The organism is Massilia sp. 05N420, assembly GCF_056397205.1.
In genome coordinates, this window is the sequence record NZ_JBFTMX010000016.1 from 26,455 (window position 1) to 42,618 (window position 16,164).

18 protein-coding genes and 1 other RNA gene are annotated in these 16,164 nt (G+C 64.3%); 10 read left to right on the top strand and 9 right to left on the bottom strand.

The window, feature by feature from the left end:
• Nucleotides 1-48 precede the first annotated feature (48 nt).
• The gene (locus tag AC1DIX_RS12640; protein ID WP_477324672.1) at nucleotides 49-708 is read right to left on the bottom strand and encodes a glutathione S-transferase family protein; all 660 of its coding nucleotides are present in this window, start codon (nucleotides 706-708) and stop codon (nucleotides 49-51) included.
• Between the two features lie 109 nt (nucleotides 709-817).
• On the opposite strand from AC1DIX_RS12640, the gene AC1DIX_RS12645 reads away from it, so the two are divergent.
• From AC1DIX_RS12645 to AC1DIX_RS12655, 3 genes are all read left to right on the top strand, one after another.
• A complete protein-coding gene (locus tag AC1DIX_RS12645) occupies nucleotides 818-1,300 on the top strand; it encodes a winged helix-turn-helix transcriptional regulator (RefSeq protein WP_477250066.1) in 483 nt (160 codons plus the stop codon).
• Between the two features lie 29 nt (nucleotides 1,301-1,329).
• Entirely contained in the window at nucleotides 1,330-2,214 is an 885-nt protein-coding gene (locus AC1DIX_RS12650) for a dienelactone hydrolase family protein (protein ID WP_477324674.1), read from the top strand.
• 94 nt (nucleotides 2,215-2,308) lie between these two features.
• On the top strand, nucleotides 2,309-2,947 hold the full coding sequence (locus AC1DIX_RS12655) for a DUF4082 domain-containing protein (RefSeq protein WP_477324676.1): 639 nt from the start codon (nucleotides 2,309-2,311) through the stop codon (nucleotides 2,945-2,947).
• A gap of 59 nt (nucleotides 2,948-3,006) precedes the next feature.
• On the opposite strand, the gene rpoH is transcribed toward AC1DIX_RS12655, so the two are convergent.
• From rpoH to ftsY, 4 genes are all read right to left on the bottom strand, one after another.
• On the bottom strand, nucleotides 3,007-3,897 hold the full coding sequence (gene rpoH / locus AC1DIX_RS12660) for an RNA polymerase sigma factor RpoH (protein WP_442122194.1): 891 nt from the start codon (nucleotides 3,895-3,897) through the stop codon (nucleotides 3,007-3,009).
• 441 nt (nucleotides 3,898-4,338) lie between these two features.
• On the bottom strand, nucleotides 4,339-5,259 hold the full coding sequence (ftsX, locus tag AC1DIX_RS12665) for a permease-like cell division protein FtsX (protein ID WP_477324678.1): 921 nt from the start codon (nucleotides 5,257-5,259) through the stop codon (nucleotides 4,339-4,341).
• Entirely contained in the window at nucleotides 5,256-5,915 is a 660-nt protein-coding gene (locus AC1DIX_RS12670) for a cell division ATP-binding protein FtsE (protein ID WP_477324680.1), read from the bottom strand. The genes ftsX and AC1DIX_RS12670 overlap by 4 nt, the downstream gene beginning before the upstream one ends.
• 6 nt (nucleotides 5,916-5,921) lie before the next feature.
• Nucleotides 5,922-7,154: a signal recognition particle-docking protein FtsY gene (ftsY, locus tag AC1DIX_RS12675; RefSeq protein ID WP_477324682.1), complete on the bottom strand. Its 1,233-nt coding sequence runs from the start codon at nucleotides 7,152-7,154 to the stop codon at nucleotides 5,922-5,924.
• 273 nt (nucleotides 7,155-7,427) lie between these two features.
• Between ftsY and AC1DIX_RS12680 the strand changes: the two genes are divergently transcribed.
• A complete protein-coding gene (locus AC1DIX_RS12680; RefSeq protein WP_442122198.1) occupies nucleotides 7,428-7,634 on the top strand; it encodes a hypothetical protein in 207 nt (68 codons plus the stop codon).
• Nucleotides 7,635-7,679: 45 nt separating this feature from the next.
• Here the strand turns inward: AC1DIX_RS12680 and AC1DIX_RS12685 are convergent, their stop codons facing one another.
• The gene (locus AC1DIX_RS12685; protein WP_477324684.1) at nucleotides 7,680-9,389 is read right to left on the bottom strand and encodes a thiamine pyrophosphate-binding protein; all 1,710 of its coding nucleotides are present in this window, start codon (nucleotides 9,387-9,389) and stop codon (nucleotides 7,680-7,682) included.
• A gap of 212 nt (nucleotides 9,390-9,601) precedes the next feature.
• Between AC1DIX_RS12685 and AC1DIX_RS12690 the strand changes: the two genes are divergently transcribed.
• From AC1DIX_RS12690 to glpK, 4 genes are all read left to right on the top strand, one after another.
• A complete protein-coding gene (locus AC1DIX_RS12690) occupies nucleotides 9,602-9,982 on the top strand; it encodes a hypothetical protein (protein WP_477324686.1) in 381 nt (126 codons plus the stop codon).
• 13 nt (nucleotides 9,983-9,995) lie between these two features.
• Entirely contained in the window at nucleotides 9,996-10,556 is a 561-nt protein-coding gene (locus AC1DIX_RS12695) for a hypothetical protein (RefSeq protein WP_477324688.1), read from the top strand.
• Between the two features lie 61 nt (nucleotides 10,557-10,617).
• An RNA gene (rnpB, locus tag AC1DIX_RS12700) (RNase P RNA component class A) lies at nucleotides 10,618-10,962 on the top strand.
• Nucleotides 10,963-10,979: 17 nt separating this feature from the next.
• Complete coding sequence (gene glpK / locus AC1DIX_RS12705; RefSeq protein WP_477324923.1) at nucleotides 10,980-12,473, top strand: glycerol kinase GlpK; 1,494 nt, start codon at nucleotides 10,980-10,982, stop codon at nucleotides 12,471-12,473.
• On the opposite strand, the gene AC1DIX_RS12710 is transcribed toward glpK, so the two are convergent.
• On the bottom strand, nucleotides 12,470-13,009 hold the full coding sequence (locus tag AC1DIX_RS12710) for a GNAT family N-acetyltransferase (protein WP_477324690.1): 540 nt from the start codon (nucleotides 13,007-13,009) through the stop codon (nucleotides 12,470-12,472). The genes glpK and AC1DIX_RS12710 overlap by 4 nt on opposite strands.
• A 158-nt stretch (nucleotides 13,010-13,167) precedes the next feature.
• On the opposite strand from AC1DIX_RS12710, the gene AC1DIX_RS12715 reads away from it, so the two are divergent.
• Both AC1DIX_RS12715 and AC1DIX_RS12720 read left to right on the top strand, forming a co-directional pair.
• Complete coding sequence (locus AC1DIX_RS12715) at nucleotides 13,168-13,635, top strand: hypothetical protein (RefSeq protein WP_442122328.1); 468 nt, start codon at nucleotides 13,168-13,170, stop codon at nucleotides 13,633-13,635.
• 31 nt (nucleotides 13,636-13,666) lie between these two features.
• Nucleotides 13,667-14,056 (top strand): hypothetical protein, encoded by a 390-nt coding sequence (locus AC1DIX_RS12720; protein WP_477324692.1) that lies wholly within the window; start codon nucleotides 13,667-13,669, stop codon nucleotides 14,054-14,056.
• A 4-nt stretch (nucleotides 14,057-14,060) separates the two neighbouring features.
• On the opposite strand, the gene AC1DIX_RS12725 is transcribed toward AC1DIX_RS12720, so the two are convergent.
• A complete protein-coding gene (locus AC1DIX_RS12725) occupies nucleotides 14,061-14,714 on the bottom strand; it encodes a YcxB family protein (RefSeq protein WP_477324694.1) in 654 nt (217 codons plus the stop codon).
• Nucleotides 14,715-14,794: 80 nt separating this feature from the next.
• On the bottom strand, nucleotides 14,795-15,745 hold the full coding sequence (locus tag AC1DIX_RS12730; RefSeq protein WP_477324696.1) for an AAA family ATPase: 951 nt from the start codon (nucleotides 15,743-15,745) through the stop codon (nucleotides 14,795-14,797).
• Nucleotides 15,746-16,164: the final 419 nt, after the last annotated feature.

Sequence of the window (16,164 nt, forward strand, 5' to 3'; positions counted from 1 at the left end):
CGTATTGCCATATGGGAAAGATGCGCGCTTTCTCACCGCGCGCACCGATCAGTCGCGGTCCGGCGCGCCCAGCGGGAACAGGGGACGGTAGGGGCGCGCCTCTTCCACCGCGCGGGCGAAGGAGGGCCGGCCGAGCAGGCGCGAACGGTAGGCGCGCAGCACCGGGTAGTCGGCGGAGATGAGGTGAACCCAGTCGGCGTAGAACAGCGAGGGCGCGGCGGCGCAGTCGGCCAGGCTGAACCCGTCGCCCGCGGCCCAGGTCCGGCCGGCGAGCCGCTGGTCGAGCCAGGCATAGGCCCACTCCAGCTTTTCGGCGGCATGCGCCAGGCCTTCGCGGCGCTTGTCCGGATCGCCGCTCAGGGCGCCGCCCACCGCGTGCTGGACCGGCGACATCACGTGCAGGTCGAAGAAGCGGTCGAGGAAGCGGACGTCCAGCGCGGCCATCGCATCGGCCGGCAGCAGGCGCACCGGTCCCGGATGGGCCAGCTGCAGGTATTCGATGATGATGCTGGTCTCGGCCACGTCGCGCTCGCCGTCCACCAGCAGCGGGAACTTGCGCAGCGGCCAGCGGCGCAGCCATTCGCCCACATGCTGCGGCGTGTCCGGCCCGATGCAGCGGAACTCGAAGGGCAGGGCATTTTCGTACAGTGCGATCAGCACTTTCTGGGTGTATGAAGAAAAGGGATGACCGTAGAGGGCGAGCGACATGGTTGGACCGCTTTCATCAGTGAGGGTGGGAGACCACTTGCGAAATGCAAGTGGATAAAAGATACTTTATCATCTTGCACATTGCAAGCAGATTGTGTGGGAGAAGGCGATGTCACAGGCAAGCCGGTCGGGCTGTCCGATCAACCTGACGCTCGAACAGCTGGGCGACCGCTGGAGCCTGATCGTCATCCGCGACCTCATGTTCGGGAACCGGCGTACGTATGGCGACCTGCTGGCGCAGAGCGAGGAGGGCATCGCGTCGAACATCCTGGCCGACCGCCTCAAGCGCCTGGTGGCCGCCGGCCTGCTGACGCGGCGGCCGGACCCCCAGCACAGGCAGAAAGGCATCTATAGCCTGACGGAGCCGGCCATCCAGCTGCTCCCCCTGCTGGCGCAGATGGCGGCCTGGGGCCGGCGGCACACGGCTGCCAGCCATGAGCTGTCGGTACGCGCGGAGTTGCTGGAGCAGGGCGGGCCGGCGCTGTGGGAAGCCTTCATGGAAGAACTGCGGCACCTGCACCTCGGCGCACCGCGTCCGCAACGCTCGGTGTTCGGCGAGCTGCAGGCGGCATACGAGAATGCAATGCGTTAGACTGGCTTTTTTAACAAGGGAGACAGGACATGAAGCGTTTGACCGCGGCGGATTTCGACCCCGAAGTACTGAAGCTTTTCGACGGCTATGTGCACGGCCGCCTGTCGCGCCGCGATTTCCTTGCGCGGGCCGGACGCTATGCGGTGGGCGGCGCGACCGCCACCACCCTGCTGGCGCAGCTGTCTCCTTCGTTCGCGGCGCCGCTGGTGGCCGCCGGCGACGCCCGCCTCAAGACCAGCTACCAGGAGTTTCCGTCGCCGCAGGGCTACGGCACGGTGCGCGGCTACCTGGCGATGCCGGCGAACGTCAAGGGCAAGCTGCCGACGATCCTGGTGGTGCACGAAAACCGCGGCCTGAACCCGCACATCGAAGACATCGCGCGCCGCCTGGCGCTCGAGGGCTTCATCGCCTACGCCCCGGACGCGCTGACCCCGCTGGGCGGCTATCCCGGCGACGAGGACAAGGCCCGGGCCCTGTTCCCCAAGCTGGACCAGGCCAGGACCCGCGCCGATTTCGTCGCCGCCGCGCATGCGCTGGCCACGCTGCCGCAGGGGACGGGCAAGGTCGGCGTGGTCGGCTTCTGCTGGGGCGGCGGCATTGCGAATTACCTGGCCACCCAGATCCCCGACCTGGCGGCCGCCGTGCCCTTCTACGGCTCGCAGCCGCAAGCCGCCGACGTCGCCCGCATCCGCGCGCCGCTGATGATCCACGACGCCGGCAAGGACGAGCGCATCCTGGCCGGCTGGCCCGCCTACGAGGCTGCGCTGCAGGCCAACAAGGTGCACTACCAGCACTTCGTCTACGCCGGCGCCGAGCACGGCTTCAACAACGACACCACGCCGCGCTACGACGAGGCGGCGGCCAAGCTGGCATGGGGCAGGACGGTCGCCTTCTTCAAGGAAAAGCTGGGCTGAAACGGCAGAAATCCCCCTTGCCAGGGGGGAAGCTTTTTGGGGTGCGATTTGTTTCAATGATGTCTTTCAAATATCACTTTTGATTGGACGTTTCATGACACTTCGCACCCTGAGTATCGGCCTGTTCTGCGCCGCATCCCTGCTGTCCGGCGCCAGCCAGGCAAGCCTGCTGATCGACGCCAGCAAGTCTTCCACCTACTCCACCAGCCACGGCGCTTCCAATTACACGTCCGGCACCGCGTTCACGGTCACCGACGCCATCATCATCGACGGTCTGGGCTGGATGGATGCCGAAGGCGACGGCCTCACCGGCAGCCACACGGTGGGATTGTGGAACGAGCAGGGCACGCTGCTGGCCAGCGTCACCGTCGACAATGCCAGCACCCGCGTGCCGAGCGCGCAGGGAACGGCGATCTGGTACCTGACTGAACTGAACGACCTGGTGCTCACCAAAGGTACTTATCGTGTGGCCGGCACCATGAAGACCGATGCCACCGACTACCTGAACGGCATCGTCGGGAATGGCGTGGGCGTGGTCCCCGGCTATGTCCGCAGCGGCCTCGGTATGGGCTTCTCGAATCCCAACGAAGCCTACGGCCAGAATTTCCTCCACGCGACGGTGTCCAGCCACCAGTTCGACCCGCCGCCGGCGCAGGTGCCCGAGCCGGCCTCGCTGGGTTTGTTGTGCCTGGGTGCGGGAATGCTGGCCGCGATGCGCAGGCGTGTGCGCTAACGCGGCGCCCAAAACGAAAAGGCACCCGAAGGTGCCTTTTTCTTTGCCGCGGTGATGGCTTACACGTAAGCCGCCAGCGCCGTTTTCATTTTCTTCAGCGCCGCCGTTTCGATCTGGCGGATGCGTTCGGCCGACACGCCGAACTCTTCGGCCAGCGTGTGCAGGGTGGCGCCCGAGCCGTCGTCGTTGGCCAGCCAGCGCGCTTCCACGATGCGGCGCGAACGCGGGTCCAGCTTGCCCAGGGCGGTTTCCAGGCCTTCCGACTGCAGGCGCACCGTGTCGTTGGCTTCCAGCACCTTGGTCGGCTCCTGCTGGTCCGAGGACAGGTAGGCGATCGGCGAGAACTTGTCGTCTTCGTCGTCGGTCGGCGCTTCCAGCGCGATGTCGCGGCCCGACAGGCGGGTTTCCATCTCGACCACTTCTTCGCGCTTGACACCCAGCATCTGGGCCATGTCGGCCACCTGTTGCGGCGACATGGCATCCAGGCCCACTTTGTTGCTGCGCAGGTTGAAGAACAGCTTGCGCTGGGCCTTGGTCGTCGCGACCTTCACCAGGCGCCAGTTCTTCAGGATGTATTCGTGCATCTCGGCCTTGATCCAGTGCATGGCGTACGACACCAGGCGCACGCCCTGGTTCGGGTCGAAGCGCTTCACTGCCTTCATCAGGCCGATATTGCCTTCCTGGATCAGGTCGGCGTGCGGGAGACCATAGCCGAGGTAGCCGCGTGCGATCGAGACCACCAGGCGCAGGTGCGACATCACCAGCTTCTGCGCGGCGTCCAGGTCATTCTTGTCCCGCAAGCTCTTTGCCAGCGAGACCTCTTCCTCGTGGGACAGCATCGGCAGACGGTTGACGGCCGAGATATAGGCGTCGATGTTGCCGAGATTGCCAGTGAAACCCAGTCCCAGAGCACGGGTGCCAGCGGGAACCAATGCGGATTGTGCGGACATAGTCATTTTCCCTCGTAGAATAATCTGTGCTGCATCGTCAATTTGACCGCAAAATCGCCCCGAAGGCGCAAATTTTACGGTTTGTTACGGGATGCGAACGGTGTGCTCTTGAGCCACTTCCGTTGAGTACTGACGTAATATTAGCACTCTCTTGAGGTGAGTGCTAGCCGCCACCATATCCCCGACGACGTCCTTAAGTCCTGCTAAAGTATTGCTCTAAAGAATTGATTTTGTGGCTTTGGTTCAACTGTCGAGCAGGTGAGAGCGCTACGGTTGACGGAGGTCAAACGTGACGCTCTTACGATTTGAACTTGGTAGAAGACAGGTTAGGCCCCACATGATATGGGGTCTGTGAAGTGGCGCACTTACGTTTGTAGGCGTATTCCCCGCCTCGGCCGCGGTTTTTTCTGGCGAACAGCGGCCGAGTTAGCGAAAGAATAATTAATTCAGGCGCGCCAGATGCCGCTGCACCGACAGCATCGCGCCCACCAGCCCGAGTCCGGCGCTGATGGCAAGCAAGCCTGCCAAACCCAGCGGCGACAAGGGCACGAGCTGGAATTCGGATGCGTACAGGCGGGCGAACTCGGCGATGGAGGCGTTCAGCGGACGCAGGGCCAGCGCCACCGCACCCAGCGCCACCGTGCCGGCGCACAGGCCGAGCAGGGCGCCCGTGTAGTAGAAGGGGCGGTGGATGAAGTTGTCGGTCGCGCCCAGCAGCTTGGAGACGGCGATCTCGTCCCGCTGGGTCAGTACCTGCAGGCGGATGGTGTTGAACACCACCGCGATCACGACCACGCCGAGGGTGATCGCCAGCAGCAGCAGCACCAGGCGCAGCACGCCCAGCAGGGCGGCCAGGCGCTTCACCCAGGCCGAGTCGACCTGCACCGAGTCCACGCCCGGCAGCGCCTGCAGCTGATCGGCGATGCCGTCGATGCGGGCAGCGTCGGCGCTGCTGGTAAAACCTTGCAGCTTCATCACGTAGCTGTCGGGCAGGGGATTGTCGCCCAAGGTCTCGATGACGTCGGCGAGGCCGCTCTTGGCCTTCAGGTTGTCCAGCGCCTGCTCGCGCGGCGTGAAGCTGATCTTCGCGTGGCTGCCGGCCAGGATGCGCTGCAGCTGCGGCGCCAGCGCCTGCGCCTGTTCGCGGGTGGCGTCCGTCTTCATGAACAGGCTGATCTCGGGATCGACCGAGAGCTGTTCCGACATCGGGCGCACGTTGTCGAGCAGGGTCAGGCCGGCGAAGGGCAGGGTCAGCGCCAGCGACACCACCAGCACGTTGAACAGGAAGCTGCCCGGCGACTTGCGCACCTGGGCAAAAGCGGCGCCGAGGGCGAAGCGGTGTTGGCGGAACCAGATGTTCATGCCGTACCTCCCACCAGCTGGCCATGTTCGAGGCGGATCACGCGCGCGGCGGTGTCCAGGATCTGTTCGTCGTGGGTCGAGATCATGCAGGTCACGCCGACGGCATTGAAGGCGCGCAAGGCGTCGATCACGCGGTCGGCCGCGGCGCGGTCGAGGTTCGCGGTTGGCTCGTCGGCCAGGATGATCTGCGGACGGTTGACGATGGCGCGGGCGATCGCCACGCGCTGCTGCTCGCCGCCGGACAGTTCCAGCGGCATCGCCTTGGCGCGGTCGAGCAGGCCGACCTTGTCGAGCGCGGCGCGGGCGCGCTGCTCGGCCTGGGCGGTCGATGCGCCGGTGACGATCAGCGGCAGCATCGTGTTGGCGAGGATGCTGCGGTCGTTCAGCAGGCGCTGCTGCTGGAAGATCACGCCCAGGTTACGCCGCAGGAAGGGCACGCCGGCCTTTTTGAGCTTGCCGATGTCCTGGCCGTTGACGACCACGCTGCCGCTGGTCGGACGCTCGACGGCGGCGATCATCTTGAGCAGGGTCGACTTGCCGGCGCCGGACGGGCCGGCGAGGTAGACCAGTTCGCCCTTGCCGATGCTGAACGAAACATCGTTCAGGGCAAGTGCGTCGGCGGAATATTTTTTGGAGACGGACTGGAATTCGATCATCTGGCCTTACCCCAGCAGCGCCTCGGCGAACTCGTCGGCGCTGAAGGGTTGCAGGTCCTCCAGCTTTTCGCCCACGCCGATGAAGTACACCGGCACCGGGCGGGTGCGCGCGATGGCGGCCAGGATGCCGCCCTTGGCCGTGCCGTCCAGCTTGGTGATTACCAGGCCGGTCAGGTTCAGGGCGTCGTCGAAGGCCTTCACCTGGGCCAGCGCGTTCTGGCCAGTGTTGCCGTCGATGACCAGCAGGACTTCGTGCGGAGCGTCTTCCATGCCCTTGCCGATCACGCGCTTGATCTTCTTGAGCTCTTCCATCAGGTGCAGCTGGGTCGGCAGGCGGCCGGCGGTGTCGACCATGACCACGTCGACGCCGCGCGCGCGGCCCGACTGCACCGCGTCGAAGGCGACCGCGGCCGGGTCGCCCGAAGCTTGCGAGATCACGGTGACGTTGTTGCGCTGGCCCCAGACCATCAGTTGCTCGCGGGCGGCGGCGCGGAAGGTGTCGCCGGCGGCCAGCAGCACCGACTGTTCGAAGCGCTGCATGTGCTTGGCCAGCTTGCCGATGGTGGTGGTCTTGCCGGCGCCGTTGACGCCGGCGATCATCATCACCAGCGGCTCGTGGCGGCCGAGTTCGAGCGGCTTTTCCAGCGGACGCAGCAGGTCGACCATCAGCTCCTTCAGCGCGGCCTTGACGGCGGCGGCGTCGAGCAGCTTGTCTTCCTTGACCTTGCGGCGCAGGTTGTCCAGCAGATACTGGGTGGCGTCCATGCCGGCGTCCGACATCAGCAGGGCCGATTCCAGCTCTTCGTACAGGTCTTCGTCGATGCGCGCGCCGACGAACAGCAGGGACAGGTTGCTCGACGTCTTGGACAGGCCGGCCTTCAGGCGCGCCATCCAGGATTTCTTTTTCTCGGCTTCGTTGCCCGGACGCTCGGCGGTCTCGGGGAAGAGCTGGCCTTCGTAGCCGTTCGACATGACGGCGGCCTGCTCGGCAATCTGGGTGGCGACGGGATCGGGAACCTCGGCCTCGCGCGCGGCAGGCTCTTCCGGCTCGGACTCGGCCGCGGTCTCGGGTGCGGGAACGAAGGTGTCGTCGCTGGCGCCGAACAGGCGGCGCAGGAAGCCCGGCTGGGCGGGCGCTTCCGCAGGCGCTTCGGCGGCCGTGGACGGTTCGGCAGCAGTGGACTCGGCCTGGACAGGCGTCTCGGCTTCAGGCTTTTTCTTTTTGAAGAAACTAAACATGGATGTAGTCGGGGAGGGGAACTGCATGCATATGCCCGATAATTCCGGGCATGTCAACGATCACGGTATTCTACCAGAGCGTTGCGGCAAAGCCTCTTCCATACCGGCCGCCCGCCTAACCCGAAATACGGACGCCAGATGTGCGACGCCTCATCTATATTGTCGCTAGAATGCCGCTCATCAGTTCGTATATCAATACGTTTGCTGGAAAAACGGCGGCGAATCATATAGATTGCGAATGTCTATAAAAGAATCCTTCCCCAAGGGCTCATCGTGAAGATCCTGTCCAGGTACCTCAAGCGGCTTATTTCCGGAGACGAAGTTACCGGCGGTAACGCAGCCTCGCTGCGCAATATCGTCGTCTGGGTATTCATTGCGCTGGTGGCTGCTTTCCTGACCCATCCTTCGGGTCCGCGCAGCGCGCTGGATACGCCGGTGCCCTGGCCGGCGGAGTTGGGGTTGGACAACCCTGGGATTTAGCCAGCCTAAGCACGTCGTTTCGGCGCCCTAAAACGCCAACGGCCCTTATTTCTTGGCCGCCTCGGCATTCTTCCGAATCGTCTCCAGCGTCGCCCCCGGCGTAATCAGATTGCCGTCATAACGCAGCTCGATCACCGCCGGCAGCTTCTTCTCGTTCGTGAACGCCACCGCGCGCTGTAAAGCCGGCGCGAAGTCGGCGGTTTTCAAGACGACTTCCCCCTGGCCGCCGTAGGCCTCGGCCAGCGCCGCGAAGTCCGGATTCTCCAGATAAGTGCCAGACACGCGGCCCGGGTACTCGCGCTCCTGGTGCATGCGGATGGTGCCGAACATGTTGTTGTTGAAGACGATCAGGATCAGGCCGGCGCGGTACTGCACGGCGGTCGCCAGTTCCTGGCCGGTCATCATGAATTCGCCGTCGCCGGCAAAGGTGACCACGGTGCGCTGCGGGTCGACGATCTTCGCCGCGACGCCGGCCGGCACGCCATAGCCCATCGCGCCGCTGGTCGGGGCCAGCTGGGTGCGCATCGCGCCGTAGCGCCAGAAACGGTGTGCCCAGGTCGCGTAGTTGCCGGCGCCGTTGGTGATGATGGTGTCGTGGGGCAGGGCCACCTGCAGGTCCTGTACCAGCTGCCAGAGATCGAGCGGAGGGCGGGATGAATGCGTGCCATCCTGGAAGATAGCCGGCTGCTGCTGCCAGGCGCGCAGCTCGGCCCTGGCCTCCTCGATCGTGTGGCGCCAGGCGGACGAATCCACCGGCTCCATCGCCGCGAGCATGCGCGCGGTTTCCGGCGCGCCGCCCGCGATCATCAGCTCGGCCTGGTAGACGCTGCCCAGTTCCTGAGGATCCGGGTGGATGTGCACCAGGCGCTGCTTCGGCACCGGCGACGTCAGCAGCGAATAGCCGCTGGTCGTCATCTCGCCCAGGCGCGGGCCGAAGGCGATCAGGACGTCGGCCTCCTTCACGCGCGCGGCCAGCTTCGGATTGATGCCGATGCCGACGTCGCCGACGTAGTGCGGGTGCTCGTTGTCGAGCAGGTCCTGGAAGCGGAAGGCACAGGCCACCGGCAGGCCGTTCGCCTCGGCAAACTTGGTCACGTCGGCGCAGGCCTGTTCGTTCCAGGTGCCGCCGCCCAGCAGCAGCAGCGGCTTCTTCGCTTCCTTCAGCATGCCGCGCAGGGTGTCGATCTGGCTTGCTGCAGGCGAGGCCTGCACCGGCTGGTAGCGGCGGGTGTCCGCCACTTCCGCCTGCGCGATCAGCATGTCTTCCGGCAGCGCCAGCACCACTGGGCCCGGACGGCCGCTGGTCGCGACCTGGAAGGCGCGCGCGATGTATTCGGGGATGCGGTCGGCGCGGTCGATCTGCGCCACCCACTTGGCCATCTGGCCGTACATGCGGCGGTAGTCGATTTCCTGGAAGGCTTCGCGGTCCATGAAGTCGGTGCCGACCTGGCCGATGAAGAGGATCAGCGGCGTCGAATCCTGGAAGGCCGTGTGCACGCCGATCGAGGCATTGGTCGCGCCGGGGCCGCGGGTGACGAAGCAGATGCCGGGCTTGCCGGTCAGCTTGCCGTAGGCCTCGGCCATGAACGCCGCGCCGCCCTCCTGGCGGTTGATCACGAAGCGGATGTTCGAATCGTGCAGGGCGTCGAGCACGTCGAGGTAGCTTTCACCGGGGACGCCGAAGGCGGTGTCCACGCCGTGGATCTGGAGTGCATCGACCAGGATCTGGCCGCCGCTGCGGGAGGGGTGGGTCATGGTGCGTCATCCTTGTTGGTTTGGTATCGGAGCATTCTATGCAGCTGTGCAAAAAATGGCTTTTGAAATGGCGACGTCAACTTTCAAATTCGCCAGTCGGGTTAACAAAAATAATCTTTATTTGTTGACATAAAAACACCTGCTACCTATAGTGTTTTGGCAGCAACTTTTAATAAAAGAAAATAACCAAAACTAGAGAAGGGGAGAACGGAATGAAGAAACTCGGGGTCTATACGCTGTCCGTTTGCATTGCTTTGGGCGGCTGCGCGACCGCATCGAAAGACATTACCGCCGCCTACGTCTCGCCCATGCAATTTCAGTCCTATGACTGCGAGCAACTTGCGAGCGAAACACAGCGTATCCAGGCACGTGTCGTACAGCTCGGCGGTCGCCTGGATACGGCAGCGTCCAACGATAAGGCAATTGCAGGCGTTGGCCTGATTCTGTTCTGGCCGGCCCTGTTCGCGCTTGGCGGTACGAAACAGCAGGAGGCCGACTATTCGCGCTTGCGCGGTGAATATGACGCTGTCCAGCAAGCCGCCATTTTGAAGAGGTGTCCAGGTATCGTTGGGTCATCCGCTAAATCCGCTTAAAAACAGGAAAATAATGATGAAAAAAATGCTTCCGGTACTCGTTTCCATCGTCCTCGCCGGTCTCCTGAGCGGCTGTGCCGCGCCTGCGCGCATCGACCAGATGACCGCCAACGTATCGGCCCAGCAACGCATTGCGCCGACGCCCCTGCGCACGAATATCGCTGTGCGTGATGTCACAGGTGGCAAGGAAACCAATCCAATGTGGGTGTCGAATGTCGGTAACAGCGAATTCGAACAGGCCCTCGAGGCTTCGCTGCGCGATGCGGGTCTGCTCGCCGCAGGCAAGCAAGCGGGCAAATACACGTTGATCGCGCATCTGGAAAACGTCGACCAGCCGATGGCCGGCTTTAGCATGACCGTGACCGCCACCGTTGCATATTCCCTCGTCGAGCGGGCAACCGGTAAGGAAGTGCTCAATCGCCGTGTATCACTTCCTTACACGGCATCGATGGGCGCGGCATTTTCCGGGGCAGAGCGCCTCCGCATTGCCAACGAAGGTGCGATTCGCGTGAATATCACTAAGCTGATCGATGAGTTGTTCACATTGAAGATCGACCAGGTGGCAATGAACTAAGGCCTTGCAGCGGCTATCTGGGTTTCCCTTGTCGAGTCCAAGCGGTTACAATGCTAGCCGTGAAGCAGGCCAGACAGCCGCTGGCCGGCACCGCAAGGTGCTGGCGGGAGGAAGGTCCGGACTCCATAGAGCAGGGTGACGGTTAACGGCCGTCCGTCGAAAGCCGGCGCAAGCCGGTATAAGGCGAGGAATAGGGCCACAGAGACGAGCGTATTAAGTTACGGTGAAACGCGGTAACCTCCACCTGGAGCAATTCCAAATAGGCACGCGTTGATGTTGCTCGCGGAGCGTGCGGGTAGGAAGCTTGAGCGCCGGAGTAATTCGGCGCCTAGAGGAATGGCTGTCATAGGGGCGTCCCGCAAGGGAGACCACTACACAGAATCCGGCCTATCGGCCTGCTTTACACATAATTCGGTCATGACGATGGAATACATCCTCGCCCTCGACCAGGGCACCACCAGTTCGCGCGCCATCCTGTTCGACCGCCAGGGACAGGTGGCCGCCACCGCCCAGCACGAATATCCCCAGCATTTCCCCCGCCCCGGCTGGGTCGAGCATGACCCGCTCGACATCTGGCACAGCCAGCTCGCCTGCGCGCGCGAGGTGCTGCAGGAGAGCGGCATCGACGCCTCCCGGGTGGCCGCGATCGGCATCGCCAACCAGCGGGAAACCACGGTGGTGTGGGATCGCCGGTCCGGCGAGCCGCTGTGCCACGCCATCGTCTGGCAGGACCGGCGCACGGCCGAACTCTGCGACGCCCTGCGCGCGGCCGGTCACGCCCCCCTCATCCAGCGCAAGACCGGGCTCGAACTGGACGCCTACTTTTCCGCCACCAAGCTGCAATGGCTATTGACCCACGTGCCGGGCGCGCGTGCCCGCGCCGAGCGCGGCGAACTGGCCTTCGGCACCGTCGACAGCTGGCTCGCCTTCAGGCTGACCGGACGCCACGTGACGGACGTGAGCAACGCCTCGCGCACCATGCTCTTCAATATCAACAGCCTGCGCTGGGATCCGGAACTGCTTGACCTGTTCGGCGTGCCGGCCTCGATGCTGCCGGAAGTGGTGTCCAGTTCGGAGCAGGTCGGGCTGACGAACGAAGCCTGGTTCGGCCGCGCGATCCTGCTGGCCGGCATCGCCGGCGATCAGCAGGCCGCGACCTTCGGCCAGGCCTGCCATCGCCGCGGCATGGTCAAGAATACCTATGGCACCGGCTGCTTCATGCTGATGCACGCGGGCGATGTACCGCCGGTGTCGCACAACCGCCTGCTGTCGACGGTCGGCTGGACCGTCGGCGGCCGCACGGATTATCTGTTGGAGGGCAGCGTCTTCATGGGCGGTGCCACCGTGCAGTGGCTGCGCGACGGCCTCGGCATCATCAAGCAGTCCGCCGACGTCGAAGCCCTGGCACTGTCCGTGCCCGACAGCGGCGGCGTGGTGCTGGTGCCGGCCTTCGTCGGCCTCGGCGCCCCGCACTGGGACGCCTACGCGCGCGGCACCATCGTCGGCATGACGCGCGGGACCACGGCCGCCCACATCGCGCGCGCCGCGGTGGAAGCCATCGCCTACCAGAGCGCCGAGCTGCTGGCGGCGATGCAGAAGGATGCTGCCCTGGCAGTGCACGAAGTGCGCGCCGACGGCGGCGCGGCCCGCAACGACATGCTGATGCAGTTCCAGGCCGACCTGCTGGGCGTGCCGGTGATCCGTCCGCGCGTCACCGAGACCACGGCGCTGGGCGCGGCCTGCCTGGCCGGGCTGGCGGTCGGCTTCTGGTCTTCACGCGAGGAGATCGCGGCGCAGTGGCAGGCCGAACGCCGTTTCGAGCCGCAGATGCCGGCCGCGCGCCGCGAGGAGCTGATGGGGCGCTGGGGGCGGGCGGTGGCGCATGCGAAGAGCTGGGCCGAGCCCGCGCAGCATTAATCCTGTTCGGGCACCAGCGAAAAAACGTGCGCTGCGACCGGCCCGCCATGCAGCTGCAGGCGGTTGCGCGCCAGGCATTCGTGGACAGCACCTGCTTTACGCGCCACCGCGAGGCTGGGCAGGTTGCCCTCCGCGATGACGATCTCGACGCGCGAGAGTTTCAAGGCTTCGAAGGCATGGCGCGCCAGTACCTGGACGGCGGCCAGCGCCGCGCCCTGGCGCTGCTGCGAGGCGCGCACCCAGTAGCCCAGGTTGCAGAATCCGTGCAGGGTGTTGAACTGGTTCAGGCCGGCGCCGCCGACGAGGGTCACGCCGTCTTCCAGGAAGATGCCGAATTCGTGGGCGCTGCCGGCGGCCCGGGACGCATCGCAGAAGTCGAACCAGGACAATGCCTCGTCTTTCGTGTAGCCGGCGTGGGCCCAGCTCATCCACTGGCCGACGCTGGCCATCGACTCGCGCACGGCTTCGGCGAAGCTTGATGCGTCCGCTGCGGCGAAAGGACGGAGCAGGAAACGGCCGGTATGCAGCTGGTTCATGACAGGGAGCGATGAGTTGAAATAATTTCATCATAGCATCGCGCCTACATGGCCGAGCTGCAGTGCGAGCCGCCGCCGTTGGATCGGGCACAATCGAAACAGATCAATCCCATGGGAGCTGTGCATTGAAAGCCTTCTTTTCCACCGTCCACGCGGTCATGGCCGTGCTGTTCGTCGCCATCTCCCTGCTGCTGATGGTGCTGGCCGTGCTGACGGGCTGGAGAGCCGTCGGCGCCGAGCTGGCCGAAGGCGCCGAGAGTGCGATCGAGGCGATCGGCCTGCTGGCGATCGCGGTGGTGTCGCTGCAGATCTCGCAGACCATCGCCGAAGAGGAGGTCATCCGCGACGCCCACATCAGCGCGCCGACGCGCGTGCGCCGCTACCTGTCGCGCTTCATGGTCGTGGTGGTGGTGGCGCTGTCGATCGAGGGTCTGGTCGGCACCTTCAAGGCCCTGCACGAGGAGCCGGAACTGCTGCCGCACGCGGCCTCGGTGCTGGTCGCGGCCGGCATCCTGCTGTCGGGCTGGGGGCTGTTCATCCGCTTCAACAAGGAAGCCGAGCTGCTGGAGCCGGAGGCGATGAAAGAGGCGAAAAGCGAAGACAAAAAACTGGAAGACAAGGGGTAGAATGTTCGCTATGACTTCCGAAGGAAATGCAATGCGCTACCGGACCACGATCATGCCGCTCATCTTCGCCATTGTCGCTGCCGCCGGCCTCCCGGCGGCCTCCGCCCAGCAGGCGGCTGCGCCGCAGCCGGGCGATATCGCCTCGCTGGCCGATCTTCCTTCCGACATCCGGCTGGTGATCGGTCCCGACGTCTCCGACCGCGGCGGTCCCTTCGCCGCCGGCTGCGTCAGCAGCAACGGAGAACCGCACAGCCGCTTCGCCAGCGCCCGCATGAACGCCGACACGGCCCAGGTCACGATCGAGCGCGGCGGCATCGCCCATTACTTCGATACCCTCGACTTCCGCCAGGTAAACGGGCGCTGGGTTCATGTGCCGAAGCAGCCGGGGCAGGGCATGCTGGTTCAGGCGCAGGACAAATAAGCCTTCATGCGATGCCGCGCCCGGTGGCATAGGCGCGCAGCTGCTCCTGCTGCTGCTGGTCCAGACAGCGGAAGGGAATCGGCATCCCACCTTTGGCAAACATCAGCAGGTAGCCGCGCTCGTAGCGGCGCACCATCTTCACCTCACTCCAGGTCTTCGACAGCGTCCCGAGCCGCGAGCTGCGCTCGATGCCGTGGCCGTCGATGCGGAATTCGCAGACCGGCATGCGGCGCTTTTTCAGCAGGAAGACCGGCGGCGCGATGAGCCCGATCCAGAGGTCCAGCGTGAAGGGCAGCGACAGCAAAGCCAGCGCGCTGCCCGCCGCCAACGCGTATCCGATCCAGCCGGGTCCGGCGGCCCAGGCAAGCAGGCCGGCCACTACCCCGATCGCGAGCGGCATCCAGGTCTGGCGCCGCCTTTGTTGCGCCGGCATGTGGCGAAGGATGAAGCCGACGTGCCCGCGCAGGATGCTCATGTATTCGGCCAGGGTATAGGAGACGCTGAAGCGGATCGGCGGCGCGTCCGGCGGCGGCGCGACCTTGCCGGAAGGCGGATCGACGGTCAGTTCGGTAGCGGCGAAGCTTTTCTGTTGCTGCCGGACGATCTGCATGGCGACCTCCTTGCGGTGAGGAGGCTGGGGATGGCCGGTGCCGAACATGGTGACTCCACTTGATGGGGTGTCCGGCAAGTGGAGGCCGTCTTTGTTATTGCAAGAGTGTAATTATAACTTTTGCACCATCAGAACCCGATCCGTCCCTTGCCCGGCGTAGGCTTGAGCCGGATATCGCTTGCCACTACATGCTCCCGCCCATCCGCCACCGCATACCCAAGTCCATCCAGCAGGGTCTTGCGCAGGTCGCGCGGCGACACCCCCGCCAGCTTGTCCAGCACCACATCTCCCAGACGAGGATCGAAGGCGCCGAGATTCAATTCACGAAGCAGGCCCGCATACATGCGCTGGGCAATGCCGGCCGCCTGTTCCGGCGTCGGCGCCGGCACCTCATACACCGCCATGCGGTTCAGCAGCGGATGCGGGATGCCTTCGGTGGAATTGGCGGTCAGCACCCAGAAGATCTGGGAAGCGTCGATGTCGACGTCGATGAATTCGTCGCGGAAGGCACAGGCCGTTTCCGGCTCCAGCAACTGATAGAGAGCGGCCAGCGGATCCGACTGGGAAGAACCCGAGGCTTTTTCGACCTCGTCCAGCACGATCACGGGATTGGCAAACTGTCCGCGCACCAGGCGCTCGGCCACCTTGCCGCACTTGGCGCCACGCCAGCTGGCCGAACTGCCGGTGATGACGAAGCCGGCCGAGAGCGCGTTCATGCTGATCAGCTCGCAGTCGGTCTGCATGACCTTCGCCAGCCGCTTGGCGAAGTGGGTCTTGCCGACGCCCGGTCCGCCCAGCAGCAGGATCGGCATGACGTTAAACCCTTTATCGCCTGCATGGGCCAGGCGCAGGTAGCGCGCCAGGTCGTCCAGCACTTCGTCGAAATTGGGGCATTCCTCGAACAGCGGGTCGAGGGCGTCGATGGAAGAGGGGGTGGTGACGAAACGTTYGGCGCCCGTCTCCAGCATGCGTTCGTAGAACGCTTCGAGCTCGGGCGAACGTCCGCGGCTGCGGTCGAGCGCACCCTGGACCTCGTGGAGGTCGTAGACGGTGCGGGTCCGGGCTAATGTGATACTCACGGCATCCTCCGGCGCAGGCTGAACCTGCGAGTCAGTACTTGCTCACTATCACCCGCTAACGGCTGGGTGACCGCTTGTCTTTATCCTAACCCGCTCTGCATCAATCTGCAATTTCCCACCGTACTGTGTCATGCATGTCGCATAGGGAGCGAGCACGCTTGTGCGACCTACCGTCAGTAAAAAGTTGCGACTGATCAAACGTAAAACCCATGTGTATACGTGAGCCGCCACATGCAGATACTTAGCTAAGTACCTAATTTTGTTCGATATTTTTACTTGAGGTCGCTTCAGCGAAGTTCGCTAAGTCCTTGGTTTCATTGGCAATTTCGATGTTTTCCAAACGTGAATTCGCTTGACCACAGTCAACGCTTCCTCTAAAGTGGGAAACGGTGGCAAAAAGTGCAGTTTTGTGGGAGAAA